The sequence below is a fragment of the Olsenella sp. An270 genome (assembly GCF_002159735.1).
GTDB lineage: Bacteria > Actinomycetota > Coriobacteriia > Coriobacteriales > Atopobiaceae > Thermophilibacter.
Genome location: NZ_NFJF01000004.1, coordinates 73,709 through 94,081 on the forward strand (window position 1 = coordinate 73,709; position 20,373 = coordinate 94,081).

Genomic DNA, 20,373 nt, shown 5'->3' on the forward strand with positions numbered 1-20,373 from the left:
GTCCTTCTCGCCCGGCATCCTGAAATTCAAGGCTGCGGCACGTCAGGCGCGCCGCAGGCCCGATTTTCAGGACGGAGGAGAGAGGGAGCATGCCGCAGGCCCGATTTTCAGGACGGGGGCGGGACGTGGTTAGACGAGCGGTCGTCGACCGTCACCGAACCTCCACAACATGCGTGGCCGAGAAGAACGTTTGTGCAGGTAGATTGGGCGAGAAGAACGGGCTACTAAAAACCGTCGCGCAAGTCAAGCGTTTTCGTTGACCGGCCAGGGTCGTTTCGGTAGATTATTACGTTGCGACAATTGCCGCCTTCCACCCTTTTGAAGGAGGAAAAGCCTGGTGTCTACCGCAAAGACTGCACTTACCAAACCACAGGGCACGACCGGACGCAAGACCTTCAGCAAGATCGCTCCTGCGATGGAGCTCCCCAACCTGATCGACGTTCAGAAGAGCTCCTTCGAGCGCTTCATGGGCGAGGGGCTTGCCGAGTCCTTCGCCGAGTTCTCGCCGATCGAGAACTCCGCCCACACCATGGAGGTCGTCTTCGGCGACCACCAGTTTGGCGACCCGGCCCACACTATCGCCGAGTGCTGCGCCAAGGACATCTCCTACCAGGCACCGCTTTTCGTTGACGTGCGCTTCGTCAACAAGGAGACGGGCGAGATGAAGGAGCAGCTGGTCTTCATGGGCGACTTCCCGCTCATGACCGACCGCGGCACCTTCATCATCAACGGCTCCGAGCGCGTCGTCGTCTCGCAGCTCGTCCGCTCCCCGGGCGTGTACTTCTCGGCCGAGATGGACAACGGCGTGCTGGTGCACAAGGTCCAGTTCATCCCCGCGCGCGGCGCGTGGCTCGAGTTCGAGGTCGACAAGCGCGGCCACCTCGTGGTCTCCATCGACCGCAAGCGCCGTCAGTCCGCGATGGTGTTCCTGCGTGCCCTCGGCATCGCCGAGAGCGACGACGAGATCTACGCCCTCCTCGGCGACTCCGACGTCGTACGCAACACCCTCGAGCGTGACGCCTCCACCACCCGCGAGGCCGCCCTCCGCGAGATCTACCAGCGCCAGCGCCCCGGCGAGCCCGCCACGGCCGACGCCGGCCGCCTGCTTCTCGAGGGCCTCTACTTCAACAACCAGCGCTACGACCTGGCGCGCGTTGGTCGCTACAAGATCAACAAGAAGCTCGAGCTCACCTCCGAGGAGGAGAGCCGCGTCCTCACGAGCGAGGACATCGTCGAGGCCATCCGCTACCTGCTGGCCCTGCACGCCGGCGACGAGTCCAAGCGCGTCGACGACATCGACCACTTTGGCAACCGCCGTGTCCGCACCGTCGGCGAGCTCGTCCAGAACCAGTTCCGTATCGGCATGAGCCGCATGGAGCGCGTGGTCCGCGAGCGCATGGCCTCCCAGGACGCCGACGACATCACGCCGCAGAGCCTGATCAACATCCGCCCGATCGTGGCGGCCATCAAGGAGTTCTTTGGCTCCTCGCAGCTCTCGCAGTTCATGGACCAGGCCAACCCCCTCTCCGGCCTCACGCACAAGCGTCGTCTGTCGGCGCTCGGCCCGGGCGGCCTCGCCGGCCACAAGTCGGGCTCCAGCCGCCGCACCAACGTGCCGACGGCCGTGCGCGACGTCCACAACTCGCACTACTCCCGCATGTGCCCGATCGAGACGCCCGAGGGTCCCAACATCGGCCTCATCGGCTCGCTGGCCCTCTACGCCCGCGTGAACGAGTACGGCTTCATCGAGGCCCCGTATCGCCGCGTCGTCGACGGCAAGGTCACCGACGAGATCGACTGGATGACCGCCGACGAGGAGGAGGCGCACAACATCGCGCCGGCCAACACGCCGTTCGACCCCAAGACCGGCGAGTTCGTCGAGGTCGACTCCAAGGGCAAGGTCACGCGTCCCGAGCGCGTCATCGCCCGTACGCGTGACTTCGACGGCTCCTTCGGCGCCCCCGCCCAGGTGGCCGTCGAGGACGTCGACTACATGGACGTCTCCCCGCGCCAGCTGCTCTCCGTGGCCGCCAACCTCATCCCGTTCCTCGAGCACGACGACGCCAAGCGTACCCTCATGGGCGCCAACATGCAGCGCCAGGCCGTGCCCCTGATCAAGGCCCACGCGCCGTTCGTCGGCACCGGCATGGAGGAGCGCGCCGCGCTCGACTCCGGCGAGCTCATCCGCGCCGCGCACGCCGGCGTGGTCTCCGAGGTCGACGCCGCCCACGTGGTCGTCTACTCCGACGAGTACGGCTCCGAGCGCTACGACCTGCCCAAGTACGAGCGCTCCAACCAGTCCACCTGCATCAACCACCGTCCCATCGTGACCGCGGGCGAGAAGGTCGAGGCGGGCCAGCCGCTCGCCGACGGCACCTCCATCGACCACTGCGAGCTCGCCCTCGGCGCCAACCTCACCGTGGCCTACATGCCGTGGGAGGGCTTCAACTACGAGGACGGCATCATCGTCTCCGAGCGCGTGGTCCAGGAGGACCTCCTCACCTCGGTGAGCATCTCCCGCCACGAGATCGACGCCCGCGACACCAAGCTGGGCTCCGAGGAGATCACCCGCGAGATCCCCAACCTCTCCGAGGACATGCTCGCCAACCTCGACGATGACGGCATCATCCGCATCGGCGCCGAGGTCGGCCCCGGCGACATCCTCGTCGGCAAGGTCACGCCCAAGGGCGAGACGGCCCTCACGGCCGAGGAGCGCCTGCTCCGCGCCATCTTCGGCGCAAAGGCCCACGACGTGCGCGACACCTCCCTCAAGATGCCGCACGGCGCCTACGGCCGCGTCGTCGACGTCGTCCGCTTCTCCCGCGAGGCCGGCGACGACCTCCCGCCGGGTGTCAACGAGCTCGTCCGCGTCTTCGTCGCGCAGCGCCGCAAGATCCAGCAGGGCGACAAGATCGCCGGTCGTCACGGCAACAAGGGCGTCGTCTGCAACGTCCTGCCCGTCGAGGACATGCCCTACATGGCCGACGGCACGCCCGTCGACGTCCTTCTCGACCCGCTGGGCGTCCCCTCCCGTATGAACGTGGGCCAGCTCCTCGAGTGCCACCTCGGCTGGGGCGCCTCCCACGGCTGGGACGACGAGTCCGAGAACTCCGAGCGCTACGTGCCCGGCCCCATCCCCGTGGCCACGCCGGTCTTTGACGGCGCGACCGACGAGGAGGTCACGGAGGTCCTGCGCCGCACCAACATCAACATGATGAACAAGGCCAAGCTCGACTACGGCGACCACATGCGCGAGGAGTTCGTCCCGCAGCTGAGCGACCTCGGCAAGACGACGCTCTACGACGGCCGCACCGGCGAGCCCTTCAAGAGCCAGATCACCGTGGGCACGAGCTACATCCTGAAGCTCGGCCACATGGTCGACGACAAGATCCACGCTCGCTCGACCGGCCCCTACAGCCTCGTCACCCAGCAGCCGCTCGGCGGCAAGGCGCAGTTCGGCGGCCAGCGCTTCGGCGAGATGGAGGTGTGGGCCCTCTACGCCTACGGCGCGGCCAACGTCCTCCAGGAGATCCTCACCGTCAAGTCCGACGACACCAACGGCCGCGTCAAGACCTACGAGTCCATCGTCAAGGGCGAGAACGTGCCGTCCGCCGGCATCCCCGAGTCCTTCAAGGTCCTCGTCAAGGAGATCCGCTCCCTTGCCCTGGACATCGAGCCCATCTCCTACCAGAAGCGCGCCGAGCGCACGGAGCAGGAGAAGGCCGCCCAGGCGGAGGACGCCGTGGACGTCTTCGCGGGCATGTCCGACGCCGACGACCTCGTCCGCACCCTGAGCGACGCCGAGGGCGAGCCCGCCCTCGTCGGCGACGCGACCAGCGATAAGGAGTAGCGACAGTGGCAGACTTCGACACCACCGATTTCGACGCGATCAAGATCTCCCTTGCCTCCGCCGACCGCATCCGCAGCTGGTCGCACGGCGAGGTCAAGAAGCCCGAGACCATCAACTACCGCACCCTCAAGCCCGAGAAGGACGGTCTGTTCTGCGAGAAGATCTTCGGACCGACCAAGGACTGGGAGTGCGCCTGCGGCAAGTACAAGGGCATCCGCTTCCGCGGCATCGTCTGCGAGCGCTGCGGCGTCGAGGTGACCACGGCCAAGGTGCGCCGCGAGCGCATGGGCCACATCGAGCTCGCGGCCCCCGTGAGCCACATCTGGTACTTCAAGAGCCCCACGAGCTTCCCGCTCGCGCGCCTGCTCGACATCAAGAGCAAGGACCTCGAGAAGGTCCTGTACTTCGCCAGCTACATCGTCACCAAGGTCGACTCCGAGGCCCGCGAGGCCGACGCCGCCGACCTCAAGGAGGAGCTGGACGCCGACCTCGAGGAGCTCGACGCCGAGCGCGACGACCAGATCGCCCGCCTGCGCGAGCAGGGCGAGGGCGGCGAGGACGAGTTCGGCGACATCGAGCCGCTCTCCGAGGAGGAGATCCGCGCCGGCATCGCCGACCTCGAGGCCGAGTACGAGGACGAGAAGCGCCTGCGCACCGAGGCCTACGAGAAGTTCATGCAGCTCGAGGAGCGCGAGCTCATCTCCGACGAGGGCCTCTTCTCCGAGCTCCGCCGCTACTACGGCATCTACTTCAAGGGCGGCATGGGCGCCGAGGCCGTCCGCGAGCTCCTGCGCGGCATCGACCTCGAGTCCGAGGCCGCCGAGCTGCGCGAGGTCATCGCCTCCGACACCGCCCAGAAGCAGAAGCGCGAGAAGGCCATCAAGCGTCTGGAGATCGTCGACGCCTTCCTCAAGGGCGGCAACGACCCGGCCAACATGATCCTCGACGTCATCCCGGTCATCCCGCCCGACCTGCGCCCGATGGTGCAGCTCGACGGCGGCCGCTTCGCCGCGTCGGACCTCAACGACCTCTACCGTCGCGTGATCAACCGCAACAACCGCCTCAAGCGCCTGCTCGACCTCGACGCCCCGGCGATCATCGTCAACAACGAGAAGCGCATGCTCCAGGAGTCCGTGGACGCGCTCTTCGACAACGGTCGTCGCGGTCGCCCCGTCACCGGTCGTGGCGGTCGCCCGCTCAAGTCGCTCGCCGAGGCCCTCAAGGGCAAGCAGGGCCGCTTCCGTCAGAACCTGCTCGGCAAGCGCGTCGACTACTCCGGCCGCTCGGTCATCGTCGTCGACCCCAAGCTCAAGCTGCACCAGTGCGGCCTGCCGTCGCAGATGGCGCTCGAGCTCTTCAAGCCGTTCGTGATGCGTCGCCTCGTCGAGCTCGGTAAGGTCGAGAACATCAAGGGCGCCAAGCGCGCGATCGACCGCCAGCTCCCGGCTGTGTGGGACGTCCTCGACGAGGTGATCCAGGATCGCCTGGTCCTTCTCAACCGCGCCCCCACGCTGCACCGCCTCTCCATCCAGGCCTTCGAGCCGGTCCTCGTCGAGGGCAAGGCCATCCACCTGCACCCGCTGGTGTGCGCCCCCTTCAACGCCGACTTCGACGGCGACCAGATGTCGGTGCACGTGCCGCTCTCCACGCAGGCCCAGACCGAGGCCCGCGTCCTCATGCTCTCGTCCAACAACCTGCGCTCCCCGGCGTCGGGCAAGGTGCTGACCGTCCCGTCCCAGGACATGGTCTTCGGCTCCTACTACCTGACCACGCAGAAGGGCGAGAAGAGCGACGACATGCCGGTCTTCGCCGACTTCGACGACGCGCTGCTCGCCATCGACATGAACCATGACCTCGACCTGCAGCAGCCCGTCGTGGTGCGCGTGTCCGCCGCCGACGCCAACGTCGTCGAGGGCGACCGCAAGCTCTTCCGCATCACGACCGCCCGCGGCGAGTTCGAGGATCTTGACGTCACCGAGCACACCGCCCGCTTCGAGACCACGATCGGCCGCATCGTCTTCAACCGTCAGTGCCTGCCCGCCGACTACCCCTTCATCAACTACAAGATGGTGAAGAGCGACATCGGCGCGCTGGTCAACGACTGCTGCGACCGCTACAGCCTGGCCGAGGTCGAGCCGATCCTCGACGCCATCAAGGAGACCGGCTTCCACTACGCCACCCTCGCGGGCCTCACGGTCTCGGTCTGGGACGCCACGATCCCGGCCGACAAGCCCCAGATCCTCGAGGAGGCCCAGGGCCGCGTCGACGAGATCAACGAGTACTACGAGGACGGCTTCCTCTCCGACGTGGAGCGTCACACCGAGGTCGTCAACGCGTGGACCGAGTGCACCGACCTTCTCGCCACCGAGATGCTCGCCGGCTTCGCCGAGGACAACCCCATCTACATGATGGCCGACTCCGGCGCCCGTGGCTCCAAGACGCAGCTCCGTCAGCTCGCCGGCATGCGAGGCCTCATGGCCGACATGTCCGGTGACACCATCGACCTGCCGATCAAGGCCAACTTCCGCGAGGGCCTCGAGCCGCTGGAGTACTTCATCTCCACCTACGGCGCGCGCAAGGGCCTCGTCGACACGGCCTCGCACACCTCCGACTCCGGCTACCTGACCCGTCGACTGGTCGACGTGGCCCAGGACGTCATCGTCCGCGAGGAGGACTGCGGCACCGACGAGGGCGTCACCTACCCGCTGATCAAGCCGGGCCAGACCGACGTCGACACCGACCTCATCGGCCGCTGCGCCCTGAACGACATCTGCGACCCCGCCACCGGCGAGGTTCTTATCGCCAAGGACGCCTACGTCGAGTCCAAGGCCGACCTCGAGATGCTCGTCGAGCACGGCCTCAAGAAGGTCGAGCTCCGCGCGCTGCTCACCTGCAAGTCCAAGTACGGCGTCTGCCAGAAGTGCTACGGCTGGGACCTCTCCACGCGTCGTCCGGTCAACATCGGCACCGCGGTCGGCATCATCGCCGCTCAGTCCATCGGCGAGCCGGGCACCCAGCTCACGATGCGCACGATTCACTCCGGCGGCGTCGCGGGCGCCGACGACATCACGCAGGGCCTCCCCACGGTCGCCCGCATGTTCGACGTCGTCGGCAACGTCAACGAGAAGATCCTCGGCCGGGAGGCCGACCTCGCGCCCGTCTCCGGCGTGCTCCGCATCACGCCCGAGCAGGCCGAGTACCTCCTGCGCATCGTTGACGCCGACGACCCCACCCGCACCGTCGAGGAGTGGCGCGTCCCCGCGTCCGTCCGCTTCATGCCGGGCGTCGAGGACGGCATCGAGGTCCGCGCCGGCGACCAGATCACCCGTGGCTTCGTGAACTTCCGCAAGCTGCGTCGCCTCACCGACATCGAGTCGACGATGCACACCTTCGTCGAGTCGGTCAAGGACGTCTACACCTCCCAGGGCGTCGACCTCAACGACAAGCACATCGAGGTTATCGCACGTCAGATGCTGCGTCGCGTCCAGGTCACCAACCCGGGCGACTCCCAGTACCTGCTCGGCCAGTACGTCGACCGCTACGTCTTCGCCGACACGGTCCGCAACGTCGCGCTCGCCGGCGGCACCCCGCCCGAGGCCGAGCCGGTGATCCTGGGCACCCTCAAGGTGGCCAGCTCCATCGACTCCTGGCTCTCCAGCGCGTCGTTCATCCGCACCGCCGGCGTCCTCACCGAGGCCGCCATCGAGGGCGACGTCGACCACCTGCTCGACCTCAAGTCCAACGTCATCGTCGGCAAGCAGATCCCGGCTGGCACGGGCCTCTCCGCCTACCACGACGTGCAGCTCACCTACCACGGGACCAAGATCGACGGCCCGACGAGCCCGCTCGCCAAGAGCCTGCCCGAGTGGGCGCCCGACGAGCTCAAGGGCATCGAGGAGCAGCTCCCCAAGCAGCTCGACTGGGTCGGCGACGACTACGGCTTCGGTGGCGTGTACTCCAAGAACGGCCGTACGCTCTCCAGCGAGGACGCCAAGCTCTACCTCTTCGACGACCTCGGCGTCTCGCAGCGCTGGACCAACAAGTTCAGCGAGGTGGGCATCGAGACCGTGGGCGACCTCATCGGCAAGACCGAGGACGACCTGCTGCGCATCGACGGAATCGGCGCCAAGGCGATCGAGGAGCTCCGTGACGGCCTCGAGGCCCGCGGCCTGCTCTACATCCTGGAGCCCGACGAGGACGAGGCCGACAGCGAGGATCTCTCCCAGCTGCTCAACATGGTCTTCTCGCCCGACGCCGACGCCGACATCATGCTCGGCACCGCTGCTCCCGCCACGCACCACTTCGACGACGACGAGCTGATCGGCGGCTCCGACGCCTCGAGCGAGGGCGCCGACGTCATCAACGAGGACCTGGGCTCCCTCGACGACCTCCTCTCGCAGGTGGTCCGCCAGGAGTCCGAGGAGTAGGCGCTTGTCTACGCACATGTAAGGGGCGGCCTCGTCCTTCTCTCCGGCTCAGCTGAGCTTCGCTCAGAATTCGCCGGCGAGAAGGGCGGGGCCGCCCCGTCTGCTTTGCCGAAGGTCGCGGTCGTCTAAGAAGTGCCGCCCTTGTCCGGGTCCGTTCCGATAATCGCCGCCCTTGTCCGCGGCCGCTCTAGAAAAACTCGCCCTTGTTCGGGCTCGATCTAGGAAATCGCGGGGTTGTACAGCTCCAGACCTATTCGGCAGTACAAGGGCGGGAATTCCTAGACGCGTCCACGACAAGGGCGGCGTTTCCTAGAAGGACTGCCGACAAGGGCGGGGATTCTTAGAAGGTCAGCCGACAAGGGCGGTGATTTCTAGAAGGTCAGCCGACAAGGGCGGCGATTCCGGGGCGTTAGTCGAGCGGGCGCAGGGAGGAGAGCTCGGCGGCGTACGCGACGCCTTCCACGACGGCGCGGCCCCAGGGGTCGACGGTCTCGAGCGTACCGTACGCGAGCAGGGTCTTGCCGTCGTTTGCGAGCACGCGGACCTCCTCGCCCAGCCAGGCGAGGCGGGCGAGGTAGTCGTCGCGGATCCCGTCGAGCGGCCAGTCGCCACGTGCGGTCGCCCATGCGCTGACGCGCTCGGAGATCCCGTCCCGCAGTGCCTCGGCGAGCTCGGGGAGGTCCGGAACCTCCCCCAGCTCTGCCAGCGAGATCGCCTCCAGGCCCCGCGGCGCCCGCCTCACGTTGACGCCCACGCCGCAGACGGCGAAGAGCCGGTCGTCACGGTCGCGTGCGGTCTCGACGAGGATCCCGGCCAGCTTGCGGCCATGGGCGAGAACGTCGTTGGGCCACTTGAGCGAGGCGCCGCGCAACACGTCGGTCACACCCAGGCCGCAGGCGGCGGCAAGCCCCATCACCCGGGCGGGCGTGACCTCGGGCCTCAGCACCACGGACAGGTAGAGGTTGCCCTCGGGCGACTCCCAGACGTGCCCGCGTCGCCCGCGCCCCGCGCTCTGGCGTCGCGCGGCGACCGCGGTCCCGTGCGCCGCCCCGGCGCGGCCGAGTGAGAGCGCCTCGTCGTTGGTGGAGCCAACCTGGTCGAGCATGGTGAGCGGCCGTTGCGTCATGATCGGGCCCCGTTCGTCGTCGTTCCCCTGGGGAGATGTTAACGTCACCCATGTGTAGACCTCGTGGCAAAATGCCCCGGTCGGACGATAAGCGCCACGGGGGATTCATGTTTTGATAGTCTACACAGATGTTGACGCGTTAACAATTGTGCGTCGGCATCGACTGGATGGAGGCGACATGGGATTCCGCGTACTGGGCACGGGCTCCGCCCTGCCCGAGCGCTCGGTGACCAACGACGAGCTCTCCGAGTTCCTCGATACCTCTGACGAGTGGATCTCCCAGCGCACCGGCATCTCCGAGCGTCGTCTCTGCACCACCGAGACGCTGGACGACCTAGCGCTCGCGGCGAGCCGCGCCGCGCTCGACGCGGCGGGCGTGACCGCCGACCAGATCGATCTGATCGTCTGCTCCACCACGAGCGGCGACCACCTCATGCCGGCCGAGGCCTGCGCCATCGCGGAGCTTCTCGGCGCCTCCTGCCCCGCCTTCGACGTCTCCGCCGCCTGCGCGGGCTTCGTCTTCGCCCTGGACGTGGCGGACGGCTACCTCTCCCGCGGCCGCGCCGAGCGCGTGCTCGTGGTCGCGGCCGAGAAGGTCAGCCGCCTCGTTGACTGGACGGACCGCGCCACCTGCGTGCTCTTTGGCGACGGCGCCGCCGCCGCGGTGCTCGGCGCCGACGGCGACAACCCGCTCGCGGTGCGCCTCTCCACCGAGCCCGCGGTCGACGTCCTGCATGTCCCCGGCGTGCCCGGCACCTCCCCCTACGACAAGACCGAGCGCCCCGAACCCCACCTCGCGATGGAGGGCCGCCGCGTCTTCAAGTTTGGCGTGAACGCAATCGTGACCTCGGTCACCGAGCTCTGCGCCGAGGCCGGCGTCGCCGTCTCGGACGTCGACCACTTCGTCTTCCACCAGGCCAACGAGCGCATCCTCTCGTCGGCCGTGAGCCGTCTCGGGATCGACGACGCCCGCGTGGCACGCGCCCTCGCCGAGACCGGCAACATCTCGAGCGCCTGCATCCCGCTCGCGCTCGACCGCCTCGCCCGCTCGGGCTCCCTCGAGCGCGGCCAGCTCGTCGCCCTCGTCGGCTTTGGCGCGGGCCTCGACACGGGGGCGTGCCTACTGCGCTGGTAGCGCGGCCGCGACCCCTCCCAACCGTCCATTGGAGCGCCCGCCGGGCGCATGGAGAAAGAAGGAGTACCAACAATGGCAGACCAGACCACCTTCGACCGCGTGTGCGACATCGTCCGTGAGCAGGCCGGCGCCGACGACGCCGAGCTCACCGCCGAGACCAAGCTCTCCGAGATCGGCCTTGACAGCCTCGCCACCGTCGAGGCCGTCATGGCGTGCGAGGACGAGTTCGGCATCGAGATCGACGCCGAGTCCAACCCCGAGACGATCGGCGAGTTCGTCTCCATGGTCGAGTCCCTTCTGGAGAACTAGTCATGCTGCGCACCCCCATCTGTGACCTTCTCGGCATCGAGAAGCCCGTGTTCCAGGGCGGCATGGCGTGGATCGCCGACGCCAGCCTCGCCGCCGCCGTCTCCGAGGCCGGCGGCCTGGGCATCATCGCCGCGATGAACGCCAACGCCGACTGGCTGCGCGACCAGATCCACGAGCTCCGCGAGAGGACCGACAAGCCCTTCGGCGTGAACGTGATGCTCATGAGCCCGTTCGCCGACGAGGTGGCCCAGGTCGTCATCGACGAGCACGTGCCCGTGGTCGTGACCGGTGCGGGCAACCCCACCAAGTACATGAAGGCCTGGAACGCCGCGGGCATCAAGGTCATCCCCGTCGTCGCCTCCGTCGCGCTCGCCAGGCTCGTGCAGCGCGCCGGCGCCGCCGCCGTGGTGGCCGAGGGCACGGAGTCCGGCGGCCACATCGGCGAGACCTCGACCATGGCCCTCGTGCCGCAGGTCGTGGACGCTGTGAAGATTCCCGTCATCGCAGCCGGCGGCATCGCCGACGGCCGCGGGGTCGCCGCCGCCTTCATGCTCGGTGCCGTGGGGGTCCAGGTGGGGACGCGCTTCCTCGTGGCGGACGAGTGCACCGTCTCCGAGAAGTACAAGGAGATGGTCCTCAAGGCCAACGACATCGCCACGCGCGCCACGGGTCGCTCGACCGGCCACCCGGTCCGCGCCCTCAAGAACCCGTTCTCCAACAAGTTCGCCCAGATGGAGTCCTCGGGTGCGCCCGAGGAGGAGCTCAACGCCTTTGGCACCGGCGCCCTGCGCAAGGCTGCCAAGGAGGGCGACTACGAGAACGGCAGCTTCCTCTGCGGTCAGATCGCCGGCATGGTCCACGAGCGCCAGAGCGCGCTCGAGATCGTCGACGACCTCGTGAACGGGGCCGAGAAGGTCCTGGCAGGAGCCATGCAATGGGTAAAGTAGCCTTCCTCTTCGCCGGCCAGGGCGCCCAGCACCCCGGCATGTGCGCCGACCTCATCGAGGCGGAGCCCGCGGCCAAGGCCGTCTTCGACGCGGCCGACGCGGTGCGCCCCGGTACCACCGAGCAGTGCCTCTCCGGCACCAAGGAGGAGCTGGCGCAGACCATCAACACCCAGCCCTGCGTCTTCGCCGCCGACCTCGCCTGCGCCCGCGCGCTCTCCGCTCGCGGCGTGATGCCCGACGTGGTCGCGGGCTTCTCGCTCGGCGAGGTCGCCGCGCTCACCTTCGCCGGCGCCTACACCGACGAGCAGGGCTTTGAGCTCGTGTGCCACCGCGCCGAGCTCATGGCCGACGCCGCCGAGAAGAACCCCGGCGCCATGCGCGCCGTCGTGAAGCTCGACGCCGCAACCGTGGAGCGCCTCGCCTCCGAGGCGGGCGACGCCTGGCCCGTGAACTACAACAGCCCGCTGCAGACCGTCGTCGCGGGCACCGAGGAGGCCTGCGAGAAGCTCGACCTTCTCGTCAAGGAGGCCAAGGGCCGCGCGATGAAGGTCGCCGTCTCGGGAGCCTTCCACAGCCCGTTCATGGCCGACGCCGAGCGCGGCCTCGCCGCCTACCTCGCCGACGGCCACGCCCCCGCGGAGCCGTCCGTGCCCGTGCTGGCCAACCGCACGGGTGAGGCCTACCCGGCAGACGAGGCCGGCCGTATCGAGCTGCTCTCCAGCCAGGTGGCCAACCCCGTCCAGTGGGTCCGCACCCTGCAGAACATGGCGGCCGACGGCGTGGACACCTTTATCGAGGTGGGCCCCGGCAAGACCCTCACGGGCCTCGTCTCCCGCACGCTCGAGGGCGTCACGGCGCTGCCGTGCGAGACCGCGGAGCAGCTCGAGGCGGTTCTCGCCACGCTTCCTAAGAGGGGGGAGTAGCCATGGCCGAGAAGAACGGTGCGCTCGAGCGCGACGCCTCCCGTCGCGTCGCCCTCGTGACCGGCGCCTCCCGCGGCATCGGTCGCGCCGTCGCCGAGGGGCTCGCCGCCGACGGCTTTGACGTGGCGCTCGTCTACGCCGGCAACGAGGCCGCGGCCGCCGAGGCCGTCGCCGCCTGCGAGGCCGCCGGCGCCACCGCCCGCGCCTACCGCTGCGACGTCTCCAACGCCGACGAGGTCAAGGCCGTCGTCGACGCGGTCCTCGCCGACTTCGGGAGCGTCTGGGCCCTCGTCAACAACGCGGGCGTCACCCGTGACGGCCTGCTCGTGCGCATGAGCGACGAGGACTTCTCCCGCGTGATCGACGTCAACCTCAAGGGCGCCTTCCACACCACGCGTGCCCTCGCGCGCGCCTTCATGCGCCAGCGCGGCGGCCGCATCGTGAACATGGCCTCCGTCGTGGGCCTCATGGGCAACGCCGGCCAGGCCAACTACGCCGCGTCCAAGGCGGGCCTGATCGGCCTCACCAAGTCCGTGGCGCGCGAGCTCGCGCCGCGCGGCGTGACGGTGAACGCCATCGCGCCCGGCTTCGTGGAGACGGACATGACGGCGGTCCTCGCCGAGGGCGTCGTCGAGAGCTACGTGGGACAGATTCCCCTCGGGCGTCTGGCCAGCGCGGACGAGATTGCCGCCGTCACCCGCTTCCTCGTGAGCGACGCCGCGTCCTACGTGACCGGCGAGGTCATTCGCGTCGACGGCGGCATGGCGATGTAGCGATTCAAAAGGGGTACGGCCCTTTTTTGATCACGTTGGGAGTTGAGATGGAACACAGGGTTGCAATCACCGGCATCGGCGCCGTGACGCCGCTCGGCAACACGGCCAAGGAGACCTGGGAGGGCATGGTCGCCGGGCGCTGCGGCATCGGCCCCATCACCCACTTCGACACCGAGGCCTTCAAGGTCAAGGTGGCCGCCGAGGTCAAGGACTTCGACGGCGCGGCGCTGCTGGGCAAGCAGGAGGCCGCCCACCTGGACCTCTACTCGCAGTACGCGCTCGTCGCCTCCGACGAGGCCATGGCCGACTCCGGCCTCGGCGTCGACGGCGCGATCGACCACGAGCGCCTGGGCGTCTACGTGGGCTCCGGCACGGGCGGCATCAACGCCTTCGCCGACAACTGCCACACGATCGCCGAGCGCGGCCCGCGTCGCGCCTCCCCGTTCATGATCACGATGATGATCGCCAACATGGCCACGGGCAACATCGCCATCCGCCACAAGGCGCTCGGCCCCACGCTGCCCGTCGTGACCGCGTGCGCCACCTCCGCCCACGCGATCGGCGAGGCCTTCCGCGCGATCAAGCACGGCTACGCCGACGCCATCCTCGCCGGCGGCGCGGAGGCGGCCATCATGCCCGAGTCCATCGCCGGCTTCACGAGCTGCCGCGCCCTCACCACCAACCCCGACCCCGCCACCGCGTGCCGCCCGTTCGACGCCGACCGCGACGGCTTCGTCATGGGCGAGGGTGCCTGCGTGCTCGTCCTCGAGGAGTGGGAGCACGCCGTCGCGCGCGGCGCTCACATCTACGCCGAGGTCGTGGGCTACGGCAACACCGACGACGCCCACCACATCACCTCCCCCGACCCCGAGGCCGCCGGCATCACCCGTGCCATCCGCCTGGCCGTGGAGGAGGGCGGCGTGAAGCCCGAGGAGGGCCTCTACATCAACGCCCACGGCACCTCCACCAAGCTCAACGACGCGTCCGAGACGCGCGGCTTCAAGCAGGCGCTGGGCGAGGAGGCCGCGCGTGCGGCGCACGTCTCGTCCACCAAGTCCATGACCGGCCACATGATCGGCGCCACCGGTGCCGTTGAGGCCATGGCCTGCGCGCTCGCGCTCGAGAGCGGCGTCGTGCCGCCCACGATCAACTACCGCACCCCCGACCCGGAGTGCGACCTCGACTACACGCCCAACGAGGCCAAGGAGTGCGAGCTCACCTGGGCCCTCTCCACCAACCTCGGCTTCGGCGGCCACAACGCGGCGCTGGCGCTGCGCGCCGCGGGAAGGAACTAGCGATGGACGCAGAGAAGATCTCCCAGATCGCCGACGTCATGGCCTCGCGCGGCCTCACGCGCGTGCGCGTGGAGGAGAGCGACGGCTCGGCCGTCGAGCTCGAGCGCGGCGGGGTCGCCCCCGTCCCGGCGCCGGCCCCGGCTCCCGTGCCCGCCCCTGTGGCCGCGCCCGTCGCGGCTCCCGTGGCCCCCGTGGCCGAGGCTCCCGCACCCTCCGACGAGACGCTCGACATGGCCCACACCACCGCGGTGCGCGCCCCCATGGTCGGCGTGTTCTACGCCGCCCCCGCCCCCGGCGCCGAGCCCTTCGTGCACGTGGGCTCCAAGGTCAAGAAGGGCGAGACCCTCTGCGTGATCGAGGCCATGAAGGTAATGAACGAGGTCACCGCCGAGGCCGACGGTGAGGTCGTGGACATCTGCGTGAAGGACGGCGACCTCGTCGAGTACGGCTGCTGCCTCATGAAGATCTACTAGGGAGGCGCGCATGAACAAGGAAGAGCTCAAGGGCCTCCTGCCGCATCGCGAGCCCATGCTTCTGCTCGACGAGGCCGAGGTCGTGGACGGCGAGGCGCACGGGAGGATCACCATCACCGGGGACGAGTTCTTCGTCCAGGGCCACTTCCCGGGCAACCCCATCGTCCCGGGCGTGATCCAGTGCGAGATGCTCGCGCAGAACTGCTGCGTCCTGCTCGCCGACGACCTGTCCGCCAAGGGCTCCACGCCCATGTACACGAGCCTCGACAAGGTGCGCTTCAAGCACCCCGTGCGCCCCGGCGACACCGTCGAGCTCACCTGCCGCATCACCAAGAGCCGCGGCCCCTTCCGCTTTGCCACGGGCGAGGCGCGCGTGAACGGCGAGCTCTGCTGCCAGGCGGAGATGTCCTTCGCGCTCATGCCCGCCGACAGGGCCTAGGCCGCCGGCCGGGAAAACGTCAAGACGCCGGGAGGCGACGATGTTCGACAAGATCCTCATTGCGAACCGCGGGGAGATCGCGGTCCGCGTGATCCGAGCCTGCAAGGAGATGGGCGTCAAGACCGTGGCGATCTACTCCACGGCGGACGCCGAGGCGCTGCACGTGGCCCTCGCCGACGAGGCCTACTGCATCGGCGGCCCGCGTCCCGCCGACTCCTACCTCAACGAGGACGCCATCATCACCGTGGCGCTGCAGTCCGGCGCCAAGGCGATCCACCCGGGCTACGGGTTCTTCTCGGAGAACTCGCACTTCGCCCGCGAGTGCCGCGAGTGCGGACTCGTCTTCATCGGGCCCGACCCCGACGTCATCGACCGCATGGGCGACAAGGACGCCGCCCGACGCACCGCGCGCGAGGCCGGCGTGCCCATCGTCCCGGGCTGCGACCTGCTCGCGAGCGCCGAGGAGGCCGAGCGCGAGGCCGCCCGGATCGGCTGCCCCGTGCTCATCAAGGCGCGCTCGGGCGGCGGCGGCCGCGGCATCCGCAAGGTCGAGGACCCCGCAGCCGCCGGCAAGGCCTTCACCGAGGCCCACGCCGAGGCCGAGGCCGCCTTCGGCGACGGCGAGTGCTACATGGAGAAGTTCGTCTCGCCCGCGCACCACGTGGAGGTGCAGGTGCTGGCCGACGCCCACGGCAACGTGGTCTCCCTCGGCGAGCGCGAGTGCTCCGTCCAGCGCCGCAACCAGAAGCTCGTGGAGGAGAGCCCGGCGCCGTGCCTGGACGCCCATCCCGGCGTCCGCGAGCGCATGCACAAGGCCGCCCGCGACCTCACACGCGCCGTGGGCTACGTGGGCGTGGGCACGATCGAGTTCCTCTTCGCCGACGACGGCGAGTTCTACTTCATGGAGATGAACACGCGCCTGCAGGTCGAGCACCCGGTCACGGAGTTCGTGAGCGGCGTGGACCTCGTCAAGTGGCAGCTGCGCGTGGCGGCTGGCGCCGAGCTGCCCTTCTCGGCCGGCAACATCGACGCGCGCGGCCACGCCATCGAGTGCCGCATCAACGCCGAGACCCCCGACTTCCTGCCGTCCTGCGGCGAGGTCACGATGCTGCACGTCCCCGGCGGCCCCCAGGTGCGCTTTGACTCCGCGCTCTACGTGGGCGCCGTCGTGCCGCCCTACTACGACTCGCTGCTCGGCAAGCTCATCGTCTGCTCGTCCACGCGCGAGGAGGCCATCCGCAAGATGCGCTCGGCCCTGGGCGAGCTGGTCGTGGAGGGCGTGGCCGAGAACAGCGAGCTGCACCTCGACATCCTCGCCAACCCCGAGTTCGTCTCGGGCAACTATCACACCAACCTGATGGAGCACCTCTATGAGTAAGCGCGAGAAGAGCGTCAACGCTCTCGAGAGCCCGGTGACCGAGGTCGCCGCCGAGCTCCCCGAGCGCCACATCCTGGTCAAGTGCCCCGGGTGCCGCCGCGTGATCGACCAGTCCAAGTTCGCGGAGAACCTCGACGTGTGCCCGCGCTGCGGTCGCCACCTGCGCGTCTCCGGGCGCAAGCGCATGCGCATCACGGTCGACGCAGGGACCTTCGAGGAATGGGACCGCGAGCTCGCGGCCACCGACTTCCTGGACTTCCCTGGCTACGCCGAGAAGCTCGAGGCTGCCCGCGAGGCGAGCCACGAGAATGACGCCGTGATCTGCGGCCGGGGCAGGGTGGGCGGCCACGACTGCGCCCTGTTCTTCATGAACGCGGAGTTCATGATGGGCTCGATGGGCTCGGTCGTGGGCGAGAAGATCACGCGGACCTTCGAGCGCGCCACGGAGCTCGGCCTGCCGGTCGTGGGCTTCACCGTCTCCGGCGGCGCCCGCATGCAGGAGGGCACGACCTCGCTCATGCAGATGGCCAAGGTCTCCGCGGCGGTGCGCCGCCACGGCGAGGCAGGGCTGCTCTACGTCACCGTGCTCACCGACCCCACCACCGGCGGCGTCACCGCGAGCTTTGCCATGGAGGGCGACGTCATCCTCGCCGAGCCGGGCGCGCTCGTGGCCTTCGCCGGCCCGCGCGTGATCGAGCAGACCACGCACAAGCGCCTGCCCGCCGGCTTCCAGCGCTCCGAGTTCCTGCTCGAGCACGGCTTCTGCGACCTCATCGTCGAGCGCCGCGACATGGTGGCGACCATCGCCGAGCTTCTCGCCCTGCACGAGGGCAAGGCGCCCGGCCCGGGCGCCCCGCACGCGCTCGCGCACGAGGAGCCCCGCCGCGGCCGCGGCACGCGCCCCAAGCGCGCGCCGGAGCCCGAGAGCGCCTACGACATCGTCAAGCTCACCCGCTCCACGGAGCGCGCCACCGCCCTCGAGCTGATCGAGCGCGGCTGGGACGGCTTCGTCGAGCTTCACGGCGACCGCCTCTACGCCGACGACGCCGCCATCGTGGCCGGCATCGCCTGGAGGGGCGAGCGCGTCATGACCGTGATCGCCATCGAGCGCGGCAGCTCCACCAAGGAGCGCGTGCGCCGCAACTTTGGCATGGCGCACCCCGAGGGCTACCGCAAGGCGCTGCGCCTCATGCGCCAGGCCGAGAAGTTCGGCCGTCCCGTGGTCTGCCTCGTCGACACCTCCGGCGCCTACTGCGGCATCGGGGCCGAGGAGCGCGGCCAGGGCGAGGCCATCGCCACCAACCTCGTGGCTATGAGCGGCCTGCGCACGCCGATCGTGAGCGTCGTGGTGGGCGAGGGCGGCTCGGGCGGCGCGCTGGCGCTCGCCGTGGCCGACCGCGTCTACATGCTCGGCAGCGCCGCGTACTCCGTGGTCAGCCCCGAGGGCTGCGCCTCGATCCTGTGGAAGGACACCAAGCGCGCCGGCGACGCCGCCGCGGCCCTGAACATCACCGCGGCCGACCTCTCGCGCCTGGGCCTCGTCGACGGCGTGGTGGCCGACCTCGGCCTCACGCACACCGAGCTCGCCCACGACCTCGTCCGCGAGGTCGAGCTCGCCCTCGACGAGCTGGAGCCGCTCTCCGCCGACGAGCTCGTGTCGCGCCGCTACGACAAGTTCCGCGCGATGGGAGGCGACCGCACATGCTCGCTCTAGTCACCGACTCCACCTGCGGCCTCACCCGCAACGAGGCGGCCGAGCTCGGCGTCGACGTCCTGCCGATGGGCTACGCCGCCGCCGGGATCCGCCACGCCGAGGGCTTCGTCGGCGAGAACGGGGACTACGCCTCCGCGCTCTCCGCGGGCGGTCTCGTGACCACCGAGGCCGTGCGCCCGTCCGCCTTCGAGCGCGCGTTCCGCCGTCACCTCGACGCGGGCGACGAGGTGCTCTGCATCACGATCTCCTCGCGCCTCTCCGGCACGCACCGCAGCGCCGAGCAGGCGGCGGAGGCCGTGGCCGACGCGCGCGTGACCGTGTTCGACTCCTGGGAGACCGCCGGCGCGCTCGAGTTCCTCGTCCGTCGCGCCCGTGCGCTCGCCAACGCGGGGAGCTCCGTCGCCCAGATCGTTGACGAGCTCACGGCGCTGCGCGCGTCCACGCGCATCGTCTTCTCCGTGCCCGACATGTCCGCGCTCTCCCGCAGCGGCCGTCTCGGCGCGATCCGCCGGGCGGTGGCGACCAAGCTCAACCGCTACCCGGTGATGGCCCTCGGCGAGGGCGCCATCGTCAAGCTCGCCGACGGCCGAGGCGCCCGCGGCATGGCCGCCGCGATGGCAGACCAGGTCCCGGCCGGGACGACCGAGCTTCTCGTCTCGCACTTCGGTCCGCGTGGGGTCGAGGCGCGCGAGGTCCTTCTCGCCGCCCGCGAGCGCTTCCCGGAGGCCCACCTGCGCGTCAAGGACGGCGGCCCCGTGCTCTCCAAGCACCTCGGCCTCGGCGCCGTCGGCCTCTCCTGGGCCTAGCGGCCCCGTCGACCGGCCCCCACGTCCTTCTCGCCCCGTCGCCCCGCTCTCAAATAACACGCAGAATTACCTTCAACAACATATATCCGCAGGAAAGTGTTTCGGAAAAGTCCAATTCTGCGTGTTATTTGAGTGGGGCGACGGGCTGAGAAGTGCGTGCGGGCCGCAGTCGAGAAGAACGTGCGGCCGAGAAGAACCCCACGCCGGGCCGTGAACTCCCTGTGGAGAATGGATACGCCCGGCCCCGTGGCGTTTTGACAACTGCCGCGCATGCGCGTAATCTTCACCGTTGCGTCAATCCGGGGCAGAGGTGCTGCTCGGCCCTTGAATACGAGTAAATGAGCACGTCGTCGATAGTACAGAAGGAGAGAGCTTTGCCTACTATCAACCAGCTGGTCCGCAAGGGCCGCATGAGCGTCAAGGCCAAGTCCAAGAACGCCGCCCTGCAGCACAACCCCCAGAAGCGTGGCGTCTGCACCCGCGTCTTCACCACCACCCCCAAGAAGCCGAACTCCGCCCTTCGTAAGGTCGCCCGTGTGCGCCTCGTGAACGGCATCGAGGTCACTGCCTACATCCCCGGCGAGGGCCACAACCTCCAGGAGCACTCCATCGTCCTCATCCGCGGCGGCCGCGTGCGTGACCTCCCCGGTGTCCGCTACAAGATCATCCGTGGCGCCTACGACTGCGCCGCCGTCCAGAACCGCCAGAAGGCGCGTTCCCGCTACGGCACCAAGCGCCCCAAGTAGTCAACGCCGCGTAACCGATCGCAATTCACCGA

Annotated in this window: 15 protein-coding genes; 14 read left to right on the forward strand and 1 reads right to left on the reverse strand. The window is 69.1% G+C overall.

Going from position 1 to position 20,373, the window contains the following annotated elements:
- Positions 1–337: 337 nt before the first annotated feature.
- Together B5F73_RS05680 and B5F73_RS05685 are read left to right on the forward strand one after the other, a co-directional pair.
- Positions 338–3,850 (forward strand): DNA-directed RNA polymerase subunit beta, encoded by a 3,513-nt coding sequence (locus B5F73_RS05680; RefSeq protein ID WP_087227294.1) that lies wholly within the window; start codon positions 338–340, stop codon positions 3,848–3,850.
- A 5-nt stretch (positions 3,851–3,855) separates the two neighbouring features.
- Positions 3,856–8,277, forward strand: coding sequence for a DNA-directed RNA polymerase subunit beta' (locus B5F73_RS05685; RefSeq protein ID WP_087227295.1), 4,422 nt, complete (start codon positions 3,856–3,858; stop codon positions 8,275–8,277).
- Positions 8,278–8,686: 409 nt separating this feature from the next.
- Here the strand turns inward: B5F73_RS05685 and B5F73_RS05690 are convergent, their stop codons facing one another.
- Positions 8,687–9,403 (reverse strand): biotin--[acetyl-CoA-carboxylase] ligase, encoded by a 717-nt coding sequence (locus tag B5F73_RS05690; protein WP_087227296.1) that lies wholly within the window; start codon positions 9,401–9,403, stop codon positions 8,687–8,689.
- A gap of 178 nt (positions 9,404–9,581) precedes the next feature.
- Here B5F73_RS05690 and B5F73_RS05695 point away from each other — a divergent pair, with 178 nt between their 5' ends.
- The 12 genes from B5F73_RS05695 (at position 9,582) to rpsL (ending at position 20,341) form a co-directional block, all read left to right on the forward strand.
- On the forward strand, positions 9,582–10,538 hold the full coding sequence (locus B5F73_RS05695) for a beta-ketoacyl-ACP synthase III (RefSeq protein ID WP_087227297.1): 957 nt from the start codon (positions 9,582–9,584) through the stop codon (positions 10,536–10,538).
- A gap of 72 nt (positions 10,539–10,610) precedes the next feature.
- Positions 10,611–10,847 carry a phosphopantetheine-binding protein gene (locus B5F73_RS05700; protein ID WP_087227298.1) on the forward strand — a complete coding sequence of 79 codons (237 nt, stop codon included), beginning with the start codon at positions 10,611–10,613 and terminating at the stop codon, positions 10,845–10,847.
- A 2-nt stretch (positions 10,848–10,849) separates the two neighbouring features.
- Positions 10,850–11,794 carry an enoyl-[acyl-carrier-protein] reductase FabK gene (fabK, locus tag B5F73_RS05705; protein ID WP_087227299.1) on the forward strand — a complete coding sequence of 315 codons (945 nt, stop codon included), beginning with the start codon at positions 10,850–10,852 and terminating at the stop codon, positions 11,792–11,794.
- Positions 11,782–12,717, forward strand: a complete 936-nt coding sequence (locus tag B5F73_RS05710; RefSeq protein WP_087227300.1) for an ACP S-malonyltransferase — start codon at positions 11,782–11,784, stop codon at positions 12,715–12,717. Before fabK ends, B5F73_RS05710 begins: the two co-directional genes overlap by 13 nt.
- Positions 12,718–12,719: 2 nt before the next feature.
- A complete protein-coding gene (gene fabG / locus B5F73_RS05715; RefSeq protein ID WP_087227301.1) occupies positions 12,720–13,490 on the forward strand; it encodes a 3-oxoacyl-[acyl-carrier-protein] reductase in 771 nt (256 codons plus the stop codon).
- Between the two features lie 47 nt (positions 13,491–13,537).
- The gene (gene fabF / locus B5F73_RS05720; RefSeq protein ID WP_087227302.1) at positions 13,538–14,785 is read left to right on the forward strand and encodes a beta-ketoacyl-ACP synthase II; all 1,248 of its coding nucleotides are present in this window, start codon (positions 13,538–13,540) and stop codon (positions 14,783–14,785) included.
- 2 nt (positions 14,786–14,787) lie between these two features.
- Complete coding sequence (gene accB, locus B5F73_RS05725) at positions 14,788–15,258, forward strand: acetyl-CoA carboxylase biotin carboxyl carrier protein (RefSeq protein WP_087227303.1); 471 nt, start codon at positions 14,788–14,790, stop codon at positions 15,256–15,258.
- A gap of 10 nt (positions 15,259–15,268) precedes the next feature.
- Positions 15,269–15,697 carry a 3-hydroxyacyl-ACP dehydratase FabZ gene (gene fabZ, locus B5F73_RS05730; protein ID WP_087227304.1) on the forward strand — a complete coding sequence of 143 codons (429 nt, stop codon included), beginning with the start codon at positions 15,269–15,271 and terminating at the stop codon, positions 15,695–15,697.
- A gap of 40 nt (positions 15,698–15,737) precedes the next feature.
- Positions 15,738–17,075, forward strand: coding sequence for an acetyl-CoA carboxylase biotin carboxylase subunit (locus B5F73_RS05735; RefSeq protein WP_087227305.1), 1,338 nt, complete (start codon positions 15,738–15,740; stop codon positions 17,073–17,075).
- Complete coding sequence (gene accD / locus B5F73_RS05740; protein ID WP_087227306.1) at positions 17,068–18,789, forward strand: acetyl-CoA carboxylase, carboxyltransferase subunit beta; 1,722 nt, start codon at positions 17,068–17,070, stop codon at positions 18,787–18,789. Before B5F73_RS05735 ends, accD begins: the two co-directional genes overlap by 8 nt.
- Positions 18,777–19,595: a DegV family protein gene (locus B5F73_RS05745; protein ID WP_087227307.1), complete on the forward strand. Its 819-nt coding sequence runs from the start codon at positions 18,777–18,779 to the stop codon at positions 19,593–19,595. The genes accD and B5F73_RS05745 overlap by 13 nt, the downstream gene beginning before the upstream one ends.
- A 374-nt stretch (positions 19,596–19,969) precedes the next feature.
- Entirely contained in the window at positions 19,970–20,341 is a 372-nt protein-coding gene (rpsL, locus tag B5F73_RS05750) for a 30S ribosomal protein S12 (protein WP_075279247.1), read from the forward strand.
- Positions 20,342–20,373 lie beyond the last annotated feature (32 nt).

Bases quoted from the DNA above. Each gene is read 5' to 3' on its own strand.
- fabK (WP_087227299.1), top strand. From the start codon at position 10,850: ATGCTGCGCACCCCCATCTGTGACCTTCTCGGCATCGAGAAGCCCGTG.
- accB (WP_087227303.1), top strand. From the start codon at position 14,788: ATGGACGCAGAGAAGATCTCCCAGATCGCCGACGTCATGGCCTCGCGC.
- B5F73_RS05735 (WP_087227305.1), top strand. From the start codon at position 15,738: ATGTTCGACAAGATCCTCATTGCGAACCGCGGGGAGATCGCGGTCCGC.
- fabZ (WP_087227304.1), top strand. From the start codon at position 15,269: ATGAACAAGGAAGAGCTCAAGGGCCTCCTGCCGCATCGCGAGCCCATG.
- fabF (WP_087227302.1), top strand. From the start codon at position 13,538: ATGGAACACAGGGTTGCAATCACCGGCATCGGCGCCGTGACGCCGCTC.
- B5F73_RS05745 (WP_087227307.1), top strand. From the start codon at position 18,777: ATGCTCGCTCTAGTCACCGACTCCACCTGCGGCCTCACCCGCAACGAG.
- B5F73_RS05710 (WP_087227300.1), top strand. From the start codon at position 11,782: ATGGGTAAAGTAGCCTTCCTCTTCGCCGGCCAGGGCGCCCAGCACCCC.
- accD (WP_087227306.1), top strand. From the start codon at position 17,068: ATGAGTAAGCGCGAGAAGAGCGTCAACGCTCTCGAGAGCCCGGTGACC.
- B5F73_RS05690 (WP_087227296.1), bottom strand. From the start codon at position 9,403: ATGACGCAACGGCCGCTCACCATGCTCGACCAGGTTGGCTCCACCAAC.
- fabG (WP_087227301.1), top strand. From the start codon at position 12,720: ATGGCCGAGAAGAACGGTGCGCTCGAGCGCGACGCCTCCCGTCGCGTC.
- B5F73_RS05695 (WP_087227297.1), top strand. From the start codon at position 9,582: ATGGGATTCCGCGTACTGGGCACGGGCTCCGCCCTGCCCGAGCGCTCG.
- B5F73_RS05700 (WP_087227298.1), top strand. From the start codon at position 10,611: ATGGCAGACCAGACCACCTTCGACCGCGTGTGCGACATCGTCCGTGAG.